9 protein-coding genes are annotated in these 7,740 nt (G+C 38.0%); 6 read left to right on the forward strand and 3 right to left on the reverse strand.

Going from position 1 to position 7,740, the window contains the following annotated elements; translation table 11 throughout:
• The coding region (locus M901_RS17070) for a thiamine pyrophosphate-dependent enzyme (RefSeq protein ID WP_034721668.1) at window positions 1-919 on the reverse strand (919 nt) is incomplete at its 3' end.
• Window positions 920-1,170: 251 nt separating this feature from the next.
• Here M901_RS17070 and M901_RS09830 point away from each other — a divergent pair.
• From M901_RS09830 to M901_RS09855, 6 genes are all read left to right on the forward strand, one after another.
• Window positions 1,171-1,410: a hypothetical protein gene (locus tag M901_RS09830; protein WP_021278050.1), complete on the forward strand. Its 240-nt coding sequence runs from the start codon at window positions 1,171-1,173 to the stop codon at window positions 1,408-1,410.
• A gap of 70 nt (window positions 1,411-1,480) precedes the next feature.
• A complete protein-coding gene (locus tag M901_RS09835) occupies window positions 1,481-2,914 on the forward strand; it encodes an aldehyde dehydrogenase family protein (protein WP_021278048.1) in 1,434 nt (477 codons plus the stop codon).
• A gap of 11 nt (window positions 2,915-2,925) precedes the next feature.
• Window positions 2,926-4,464, forward strand: a complete 1,539-nt coding sequence (locus tag M901_RS09840; protein WP_021278054.1) for a hypothetical protein — start codon at window positions 2,926-2,928, stop codon at window positions 4,462-4,464.
• A 149-nt stretch (window positions 4,465-4,613) separates the two neighbouring features.
• Entirely contained in the window at window positions 4,614-5,345 is a 732-nt protein-coding gene (locus M901_RS09845; protein WP_021278052.1) for a glycerophosphodiester phosphodiesterase family protein, read from the forward strand.
• Entirely contained in the window at window positions 5,346-5,966 is a 621-nt protein-coding gene (locus M901_RS09850; RefSeq protein WP_021278049.1) for a hypothetical protein, read from the forward strand.
• A 2-nt stretch (window positions 5,967-5,968) separates the two neighbouring features.
• Window positions 5,969-6,505 (forward strand): NUDIX hydrolase, encoded by a 537-nt coding sequence (locus M901_RS09855; RefSeq protein WP_021278056.1) that lies wholly within the window; start codon window positions 5,969-5,971, stop codon window positions 6,503-6,505.
• On the opposite strand, the gene M901_RS16520 is transcribed toward M901_RS09855, so the two are convergent.
• The gene (locus tag M901_RS16520; protein WP_021278053.1) at window positions 6,488-7,003 is read right to left on the reverse strand and encodes an NYN domain-containing protein; all 516 of its coding nucleotides are present in this window, start codon (window positions 7,001-7,003) and stop codon (window positions 6,488-6,490) included. The two genes, M901_RS09855 and M901_RS16520, sit on opposite strands and share 18 nt — an antisense overlap.
• 1 nt (window position 7,004) lies before the next feature.
• Window positions 7,005-7,740 (reverse strand): hypothetical protein (locus M901_RS09865; protein WP_021278051.1); only part of this gene is annotated, 736 nt, incomplete at its 5' end.

A 7,740-nucleotide genomic window follows, 5' to 3' on the forward strand; every position in this document is an offset into this window, starting at 1 on the left:
CNTCATACGCCTTAAGTGGGTAACCGTGTCCACCTGAAGCACTTTCTTCTGTTGATTTTACTCCGTAACCCTTGATCGTTTTAACGATGACGGCAACTGGTTTAGCTGGATTTGATTTCGCTGTTGCGATAGCTCCTTCAAGAGTTGAGAAAACACTTTGAAGATTATGTCCATCTTCTTCAACGATTAGGTCCCAACCAAGTTGAGTAAGTGAATCAAAAGTTGGGTTCATTTCAAAACTATCTTCTGAAATTCTACCACCAAGTTTTGTATTATTATCAGAGATAACCATAACAAATGGATTTAGCTTTTCTTTCTTAGCAAGACCTGGAATTGCCGACATCGACTCCTTGGCCTCTCCTTCCATACAACCACCATCAGAAATTACACATAGAGTAACTCTGTCATTTCCAATAACTTTATCGGCAATTGCAAGACCTTGTGCCTGTGGTAGTCCTGAACCAAGTGGTCCGTTACTAATAAAGACACCTTCTGGATTTAGGTGAGCTTCACCATGTCCCGTTAGTTTGCTTTCGATTGATCTAAATTTTCTAAGAGATTCAAAGTTTAGATTATCAAAACCTAGGTTCGCTCTAAGAGCATAGATTCCGTTTTCCGCGTGTCCCGCATCGTTAACAAAGTTATAGCTTTCATACCACTGCTTAGTAGAGTTAAACATGATCCCATGAAGAGCACTCATCATCTCAGCAAAAGCAGCAGGTCCACCCCAGTGGCAAGCAGCTCCACCAATAACAGCGTGTTGGTTCATAAGAGCAAGAAGTCCTCTTGTGATCTGTGGATCACCAACTTTTACAGAATCTCCATTCTTGTTTTTGACTTCAACCGCAAATTTCGGCTCAGTTGTTGGTGCTGGTGCTAATTTATTCTTTACATTTAAAGGCTTAAGCTGATCTAGCATATAAAATCTCCATGAATTATTAGATAGTTAAATCTATCAAAGGGGATTATTACTGGCCATAGCTATTTAAGTGAAAGTAGGAAGGCGGGCTTAGAAATGTGGCGATTTTTGAAGAGATTTTCAGATTTGAAAGCATGGTAATAAGCATAACTCCTTAATAAAATTGAGGATTTAAATTTTGGATAAAGAAATTTTACTGAATTCCGATAGAATATTAACAGAGTTAATCCACGAGAGAACGGAGTAGAAACATGTGTGACGCATGTATAGCTAAGGGAAAGAACTGGTCATTGGCCAATGGTCCAGTGAGATCGAACTTGGAAAGAGCGAAGTTTTACGCTTCTTTTGAAGGTCGTGAGGTCAGTATTAAGCTTTGCTATCTCTGTAGTATGAAGCTTTTTCTCTTTGGAGAGAAGAATTTCCTCGATGATAATAAGATTCTCAAAAAAGAGCTCACCAATCAGTATAGTGCGGATGAATTCGACTATTAATTTCTTTCATTAATTGACCCTTTAAATATAATTTAGATAGAATGACCACCGTAATATCGGTGGTTTTTTTATGCATAGCTTCTTAAAGAATACGAGCTTCATTGGCAATCAATGGGTTCAAGGAAATTCAAATGATATTCTTCGTGTGAAGAATAAGTACAATCAATCTCTTCTTGCTGAGATTTCTTACTTAAATGCTGATCAATTAGATTCTGCGTTTGATGTGGCCCAGATCGCTTTTGAGCAGATGAAGACATGGGATGCTGGTAAGAGAAGCGAGCTTCTATTTAAACTAGTAGAAGCCCTTAAAGAGCAACAAGAGTCTTTTGCGCAGTTGATTAGCGCCGAAGCTGGAAAACCAATTGAGTATGCAAAGGCTGAAGTTAATCGTTGTATAACAACTCTGGAAATTTCTGCTCAAGAGGCAAAGAGAATTCAAGGTGAAGTTGTACCAATGAATTTTGATCAAGGTGTTGGAAAGAATGCTTTCACTCAACGTTTTGCTGTTGGGATTGTAGGGTGTATTTCTCCTTTTAATTTTCCACTTAATTTAGCTCTTCATAAAATTGGACCGGCCCTCGCGTTAGGAAACTCAGTTGTCTTAAAGCCGTCTCCATATACACCATTAACAGCACTAGCATTTGCGAGTCTTATTCAGAAGGTTGGTTATCCTGCAGGAGCTGTGAATGTCGTCATTTGTGAGAATGATGTTGCTGAAAAAATTCTAACTGAGCCTCGTGTAAAAGTTTTCTCTTTTACTGGATCTCCTCAAGTGGGCTGGGAACTTAAGAACAAGGCCTTAAAGAAGAAAGTGATCTTAGAGCTTGGAGGAAATGCCGCAGTTATCGTGGATCACTCTGCTGATATTGAAGATGTTTGTGAAAAGCTTATCCCTGGTGCTTTCCTTTACTCTGGGCAAATCTGTATTTCGACTCAACGTTGTTATGTAGATTCTAATGTCTATGATGAGTTTGTTGAAAAATTACTAGAGGCCGTTGAAGAGATTGAGAGTGGAAACCCTGCGAATAAGAAGGTTATTAATGGGCCCATTATTGATGAGTCTCACGTTGAGAGAATTCATGAGTGGGTACAAGAAGCAGTTGCTCAAGGAGCAAAGGTTCTAACTGGTGGTCATATCCTCGATGAAGACCATAATATTTATGCGCCAACAATTTTGACTGATACATCACCGGATATGAAAGTTGTTTCGGAAGAAATTTTTGGGCCGGTTTTAATCTTGGATAAGACAGATTACTTTGACGATGCGATTGAGCTTGTCAATGACTCTAAGTATGGTCTTCAGGCCGGTGTCTTTACAAATCAAATTAGCCAAATGAAATATGCCTTTAATAAACTAGAAGTTGGTGCTGTTCTTATGAATAATGTTCCAGGTTTTAGAATAGACCATATGCCTTATGGGGGAGTTAAGGACTCTGGTCTTGGACGTGAAGGTGTGAAATATACAATTGAAGAAATGAGTGAGCCAAAGCTCTTGATTTTCTAGGGAGACGATAGATGAAAAAGTTAATACTGCTGTCATTATTTATGACGAGTCAAATGGCATTTTCTTATGAGCCTGACTGGTCGAGAAATACTCAAATAAAACCAGGTGATAATAGAGAGAATATCTACAATCTTTCTGAAGAAGAATTTCAAGAAATTACTCAGGAGGGGTATAAGCACGCACTTGTCTATCCTGTAACAGTTTCAGGTCTCTTTATACCTTATGAACCGATGGTTAACTTCTTTAAGGAAAAAGATAATAATCTCATGAAACTTATTCTCTCTAAAATAGGAGAGAAGACGACAGGTATTGATAGTGTTGAAAGTCTCTACCAGTGGCTTGGATTAAATAAGTACAATGATGAAGATGCGATTGGAATTTATCGTATCCCTTATCCTGAGGGATATAAGCCTGATTACTATATGGGGGCTTCAATTGTTGAGACGAAATGGGGAAAAGGTTTAACTTTTAGTTGTGCTACTTGCCACTCTGCAAATCTCTTTGGAACAAGTGTTATGGGGCTTACAAATAAAGTTGTTAAGGCCAATAGGTTATTTGATATGGCCAAGAAGTTTGTTCCCTTTGTCCCACCAAAAATGTTTCAAAACTTAACTGGGGCAACAGATGAAGAAGTTGAAATGCTTTTAAGAACAAAGCAAAACCTCAAGTCGGTTGGAGTTGTAAAACCTCAAGTCCTTGGTCTTGATACATCACTTCCTCAAGTCGCACTTTCTCTTGCTCGTAGAGGAAAGGATGAATACGCTTCTAAATCAAAGTTCTATCAAACATTTCCGAGACAGAATATTCTCTCTCATGAGGTCGCTGATTCTAAACCTGCGGTATGGTGGAACTTAAAGTATAAAACTAGATGGCTTTCTGATGGGTCTATCGTTGCTGGTAATCCCATTTTTACAAACTTCCTTTGGAATGAATTAGGAAGAGGAACTGATCTCAGAGAATTAGAGCAGTGGATGAAAGACAGTCAAGATACTATTCGTGAGTTAACAGCTGCAGCGTTCTCTACAAAACCTCCTGCATGGACAGACTTCTTTCCTGCTGACTCGATTAATTTGGCCGCGGCGAAAAGAGGTGAGCAAATCTTTAAGAATAGATGCCAAAAATGTCATGGACAATACACTAAGGCATGGTCAACACCTAATGCTGAAGAGCTTTCGCAAGTGGATATCTTAAAAACAGTAAATGTTAAGTACCACAAGGTGACTCCTGTCAAAGATGTTGGGACAGATCCTGGTCGATACGAAGGAACAAAGGCCTTCGCAAGTGCTCTTAATGAGCTCAAGATCTCAAAGTGGATGAAAACTGTTGTTGAGCCTCAAAAGGGTTACGTACCACCTCCACTTGATGGAATTTGGTCAAGATATCCTTATCTTCACAATAACTCTATTCCAACTCTCTGTGATCTTATGACACCACCAAATAAGAGAACGAAGACTTTCTATCAGATTCCTGCTGAAAGTAAGACTGAAGATTTTGATAGTGAATGTGTCGGTTTCCGGTTGGAAATAAGGTTCCTAAGAAAAGACGCTTAAAAGAAGCTTTCTTTAACACTAGTAAGAAAGGGCTGAGAAATACAGGTCACTATAGAAGAATCTTTACTGACAAAAATGGTAATGAACTTCTAACAAAAGAAAATAAAAAAGACCTCATCATGTTCCTAAAAACGTTGTAAAATAGGTGCATGAGCTTTTACTTAGAAAAACCGATTGCCCACAGAGGGTTTCATAACGAAGATTTACCTGAGAACTCTATGGCCGCTTTTGAAAAGGCCATAGAACTTGGGTTTGCTATAGAACTTGACGTCCATCTTAGTAAAGATGGTATCCCTGTTGTCTTTCATGATGAAGAGTTAGAACGTATGACGGGGAGTAATGGTCGGGTATCCCAATATATTCTTTCTAGTTTAAAAAAACTTCACCTCAATGGTACTGAGCAAACAATTCCAACACTAGAAGAGGTGTTAGAGCTTGTTGATGGGAGAGTCCCTCTAATTATTGAGCTTAAAGTAAATGATCATAATGGTGAGTTTGAGGCCGAAGTAATGAAGTACCTTCACTTCTATGAAGGCGATTATACGATACAGTCTTTTAATCCTTTAACTCTAAAATGGATTCGTTCTCATTATCCAAATACTGTTCTCGGTCTCCTAGTGACAAGTGATTTCTCTGATACTGATTTAAATTTACCAAAGAGAAAACTTCTTCAGTATATGGCCTTGGCCCCGGTGGTTAGGCCAGATTATATTGGTCTTGATTATAAGACATTTAATATAGCTCAATATTATTTGATTAAAATGATGACTCATGGGCATATTGTTTTTTGGACCATAGATAATATGGACCTCTATGAAGAATGCCAAGATTTGTGCGATAATATTATCTTTGAAGGATTTATTCCACCGGAGAAGAGTTAAATGAAAAAAGCCCTTATTTTAGTTGGTGTCATTATTGTGGCAGGACTTGTCTATATTTTTGTAGGAAATCAAAAAGAAGTTGAAATTGAGCAGGTTGAGACGAGACAAGAATCTCAATCCGTCCCAGATCAAAAGGTTGCTAAGACTTCACCTAAGCCAGTTGAGGCGGAAAAAATTATGCAAGCCGTTCCAAAGAGTAAGCTTATTAATGATCAAGTCGATGTCGACAAGCAAATGGAAGGTTGGGAAGAGAAATATGACGAGATTGAAGCGAAGTGGACATCTCAGATAAAGAGTCTCTTTATTGAAGAGTTTCAAGTTGAAGAGAAAGTATATCAAGAATATCTAAAAATGAGAGAAGGATTGGAAAAAGATAAGGTAAGGGCCTTTGATACTTTTCACCAAGAAATGGAGGCCAAGTATGGTCCTTCCTATACATACAATCCAACAGAGCAAGAAAGGCAATTTGAAAAGGATATTCGCTCAAAATACGATGAAGTTCTTCTCAAGTTAATTGGGCAAAATCGCTTCACTCGCTATCTTGAAGTGAGAGATCGATTTAATCAAGACCTTATGGAAAAGCAGGATCCTAATCAAGGGGTCATCTTGATGGACTTCTAGCGATGAAGAAATGGTCCCAATCAAATAGAAAAGAAGTTTTACGAGCACATGTTTTTAAATATGAGACTGTGGATTCATCTTCGCCAAATGGAGATAAATCTGGAGTCTTTGATATCGTAACTTGTCTTGATTGGGTAAATATTGTGGCCATCGATGAAGATGACCAGGTTATTATGGTGAAGCAATATCGTCATGGTTTAGATGATATAACAATTGAAACAGCTGCAGGAGCAATTGAAATAGGAGAAGACCCCCTTCATGCTGCAAAGAGAGAGCTCGAAGAAGAAACGGGCTATATCTCAAATGAGTGGGAGAGTCTTGGGTCGGTAAAAGTTAATCCAGCTTTTATGACAAATACTTGTTATGTCTTTTTGGCCCGCCAATGTCGTCCTGAAGGAAAGCAATGTTTTGATCCCTTAGAAGAAATTGAAATTGAAAAGTATTCACTTGAGAGAATTGAAGAAATGCTCGACTCAGGTGAAATCGAGCATTCTCTAACTTATCTATCTTTATTAAAGTATTTAAGACTTTCTGCGTGAGCGAGTCTTTTTCTTTGGTCTCGCTGGAGCTAATTCAAACCAATCATCTTCTTCAATTGGATGGTAGAAATCAGACTCTTCGATAAGGAGTCCCGATGTGGTCTCTGGAACAGAGGCAATCTCCACTCTAACACCTTCAGACTTTAAGTGCCTCACTAGTTCAATATAATCAGAGTCTCCTGACATAATGATAATAGTATCAACTTTACTTGCAAGTTGAGTGGCCTTAATTGTTAAAGGAATATCCGCTGACTTATGACATGGGATAACTGAACCGTAGTAGTGGTTGTGAAGCCTTTCTGTTAGTTTAGATGAGATATTCTTTCCCTCTCTAAAATAGATGAGTCGATTAAGACCACGTCCATCTAGGAGGTTTGGAATAAGGGTGTCAAAGTTAATCATCGTATTTGAATTCTGTGTAATATGATGAATACTTCTTTCAATATTATTACCGTCCACAAGGACGGCCACTGTTTGATTAATGTTAATTTCGATCATTTTAAAAACCTAAAAATCTTTTTGTATCCAAGTACATATTGTGGACTTCTTGGACAATCTCTTCGATTTCTTCACCAGTTTTTTCGGCCATAGCGTCTGCATAAGAGCTAATGAGTGGGCCTAGGTCTGAGATGTTATGTTTCACTTTTTGCATTGTCGACTTTTCTGTCGATTCAGCATTATTAACTAAGTAATAAAGTAGTGTACCAATATTAATTCTCTTCGCTCTTGTATTTTTGAAGTGAAGTTTAAAGATTTTGTCTAAAGACCATACTGTAACTGGAGATGGTGCTTTCATGTATTTAACCATATAGAAGAACACTGTTCTTGCTAATTTCTTATTATTACCTTCAAGATTTGCGAGAAGGATAATAGCATTTCTGTAAACATTAAGTGCGCTCTTAAGCTCATTAAAGTCTAAGATATTGTCATAAGAAGTATCAAACCTTAGGAAAGTTGATTCAATATTAATCATAGCTGCAAGAACAAGAGCAAAGTCTCTCTTCTTCCATGGGTTTCTAAGATCTGTATCTCTAGCAAATCCTTCAACACCTTTGATATATTCAATCATCTCAGCTTTCGTTGATGACTTCTTATAAAGCTCAAGTCTTGGGAAGTACTTTCCAAGCTTAAGATCTGTGAAGAAAGAGTTAAAGAAGTTCTCTCTTACACAGTTTGAATCGACTTCTTGCTGACCATCGTCACCAAACTTAACTCCACATACAAGTGAGAGAGAG

This window comes from Bacteriovorax sp. DB6_IX, assembly GCF_000447775.1.
In the GTDB taxonomy this organism is placed as follows: domain Bacteria; phylum Bdellovibrionota; class Bacteriovoracia; order Bacteriovoracales; family Bacteriovoracaceae; genus Halobacteriovorax_A.

Excerpts from the sequence above, each read along its gene's own strand:
- M901_RS09840 (WP_021278054.1), top strand. The coding sequence starts at position 2,926 with ATGAAAAAGTTAATACTGCTGTCATTATTTATGACGAGTCAAATGGCA.
- M901_RS09835 (WP_021278048.1), top strand. The coding sequence starts at position 1,481 with ATGCATAGCTTCTTAAAGAATACGAGCTTCATTGGCAATCAATGGGTT.
- M901_RS09855 (WP_021278056.1), top strand. The coding sequence starts at position 5,969 with ATGAAGAAATGGTCCCAATCAAATAGAAAAGAAGTTTTACGAGCACAT.
- M901_RS16520 (WP_021278053.1), bottom strand. The coding sequence starts at position 7,003 with ATGATCGAAATTAACATTAATCAAACAGTGGCCGTCCTTGTGGACGGT.
- M901_RS09845 (WP_021278052.1), top strand. The coding sequence starts at position 4,614 with ATGAGCTTTTACTTAGAAAAACCGATTGCCCACAGAGGGTTTCATAAC.
- M901_RS09850 (WP_021278049.1), top strand. The coding sequence starts at position 5,346 with ATGAAAAAAGCCCTTATTTTAGTTGGTGTCATTATTGTGGCAGGACTT.
- M901_RS09830 (WP_021278050.1), top strand. The coding sequence starts at position 1,171 with ATGTGTGACGCATGTATAGCTAAGGGAAAGAACTGGTCATTGGCCAAT.